Origin of the sequence: Brevibacterium sp. HMSC063G07 (genome assembly GCF_001810665.1) — a bacterium.
In the GTDB taxonomy this organism is placed as follows: Bacteria; Actinomycetota; Actinomycetes; order Actinomycetales; family Brevibacteriaceae; genus Brevibacterium.
In genome coordinates this window covers 162,050-164,503 of record NZ_KV802348.1, presented here as the reverse complement: position 1 = coordinate 164,503, position 2,454 = coordinate 162,050, and the positions used below count along the sequence as shown (strand labels likewise).

Annotated in this window: 1 protein-coding gene and 1 pseudogene; both read right to left on the bottom strand. The window is 56.4% G+C overall.

Annotated features, from left to right (window positions below):
- Positions 1 to 203: 203 nt before the first annotated feature.
- The gene (locus HMPREF2757_RS11905) at positions 204 to 1,394 is read right to left on the bottom strand and encodes a hypothetical protein (protein WP_176745892.1); all 1,191 of its coding nucleotides are present in this window, start codon (positions 1,392 to 1,394) and stop codon (positions 204 to 206) included.
- 49 nt (positions 1,395 to 1,443) lie between these two features.
- Positions 1,444 to 2,454, bottom strand: a pseudogene (locus HMPREF2757_RS11680) (hypothetical protein); the annotation flags it as partial.

Here is a 2,454-nt window from a genome sequence, read left to right as displayed (position 1 = left end):
CCCGGGTCAACGCACTCTAGAACCGGAAGAGCCGACAAAGCCTTTTGCTGTAAAGCGTCGTTTCGGTTGGGACAGCGGCGGTTGCCAGCGGACGCCCCGGGTGGGCAGCGTGCGTCATGCCGTCGAGCGTGACAGGCCTGAGAGGGGCTTGGTGTGGCCCCTCTCAGGCCCGTCACTGCATCAGTGGCCGTGGGCTGTGGTTATCACTGGCGCTGTGAACGGCGGCGTGAGAGCACAGTGATGGCTGTTCCCAGTGCTAGGAGTGTGCCTGCGGCTGCGAGTGCTCCCATGATGTGGGTGCCTGTTCGCGGCATAGCGCTCGGTGAGGAATCACCCGGGGTTGGAGGGGTGGATTCCTTTGGTTCCGATGCGGCCGTCGGAGTGCTGCTCTCACTCGGTTCGGGAGTCGGTGTTTCGCTTGGCGTTGAACTCTCACTTGGCGTTGGCGAAGGTTCAGGTGTTGAGGTCGGGGTTTCACTTGGGGTTGGCTCTGGGGTAGAGCTGTCGCTGGGTGAAGGATCAGGTGTCGGAGTTTCCTCAGCGCTTGGAGTGGGCGAGGGCTCTGTCGTCGGGTCTTCACTTGGGTTAGGCGAAGGCGCGGGTGTTTCAGGCTTGTCTTCACCTACCGCGAACGAGCTGCAGGCATGCGTAGACGTGGAATTAATTCGTTCAAGCTCCAAAGATTCTTCGAGCTCGTTGATTTCGTCTTTAGACATGCCAGGTTTCAGCAAATCTGATAGACGGTCTTCCCATTGCTTTTTGTACTCGTCTTCAGAAATCGCTGAGACTTTATTGTCGGCAAGAGAAAATAATATGTTGTTATATCCTATTGGGTCCTCGACAGCTATTCTGAAAGAATAACTTCCAGTGTGGCCGCCGGACTTGCTTTTGAGAAGAGTTGGGTTCCAAGCTTCTTTTTCGATTTCCTCGCGATATTCTTCGAACTCGGCGGGCAGCCTCAACTTCCTATCGTTGTTGTCTTTGCCGCCGTAAGTAAAGGAGGCAGTTCCTGACTCATCAGTGAAAATGATGCCGCGGCTGAAGGGAATCTCTTCGTCGTCCCAGATTTCGTCGCGATCAGCTGTCGGCAAACCAACCAGAGGAGAATCAGGGGGCAATTCATCATTGTCGTAAATTTCGCTGGCCTTGACGAGATCGCCCCGCGTGAGAGTTATGTGGACAATTGCGTTTGGAGGGAGGCCTTTAGCAGTGAGGGTAACGCCTTGCTCTTTGAGCTGACTCTCAGTAGCGGGCGAGGGGTTGAGCTCGAAGAACCCCGGCGCGGACAGGCAAAACCCTGACTGTGCTTGGGCTTGCGCTGGGGTTGCCATGCTGAGCAGTGGGCTCATCAGACCGATGCAGGTGGCGGCCGTGGCAGCGAGAAGTTTCTTCATAGGGACTTTCCTGTACGTGTTTCAAAGGTTCCGGTATGCGGTGTGGCTATCACTGGCGCTGTGAACGGCGGCGTGAGAGCACAGTGATGGCTGTTCCCAGTGCTAGGAGTGTGCCTGCGGCTGCGAGTGCTCCCATGATGTGGGTGCCTGTTCGCGGCATAGCGCTCGGTGAGGAATCACCCGGGGCTGGTGTTGTGGATTCCTTTGGTTCCGGTGCGGGCGTGGGTGTGTTGTTGCCGCCAGGCTCGGGAGTTGGAGTCTCCTCCGCATCAGGTGTCGGAGTGCTGCTTTCGCTGGGTTCTGGCTTTGGCGTTTCGTTTGGCGTTGAACTCTCACTCGGCGTGGGCGAAGGCTCAGGTGTTGGGGTTGCGTCAGGTTCGGGTGTCTCAGGCGGAGTGTCGGTCACTTTGAACCCGGTGCAGGCTACGGCCGGCATATAGCTAGCGTAACGGCGAGTTAGATCTTCTGACACTCCTTGCCCGCGAAGGATTTCCTCACGCTGCTTGACGACAGCTTTGTGCTTATCGTCTATCGGACCGTCGGTCGGGCCTTCGAGACCGACCGGGACGAGGGAGTTGTTTTCATCGAAAGCGAGCTGGTACAGGTCATGCACGCTGTTTCTCGGAATGAGCAGCAGTACACTGTAGTCGCCCGTGTAATCATCGGCTTCGCTTTCAGGAAGCTGCGATGACCACGACGTTGCCCTCAATTGCCCCGCTAGTTCTTCTTGTTCGGGAGTGAGGGATGATTCTTCTCTGACCTCTTCAGTGCCGCCGAAAGTAAACGAAGCAGTGCCGCTTTCATCAGAGACGACGTACCCCCTGCGCGCAATAACGCCGCTGTCGGCCAGGTCAATGTCACCGAACAAATACTCGTTGGAGTCTGAGTGCGAGATGTTCATAGCTTTAAAAGCTTTGAATTCTTGTAGTCCAGCGTCGTCAACTTGGTCGCGAACCGGTTCAAATAGGTCGTCTGCCGTCTGAAGCTTGTTTTTGATCACCAGAGCTAGTCCCAGTGTGTTTGGGGGCAGGCCTTTGGCGTTGACGGTGATCTTTGCACC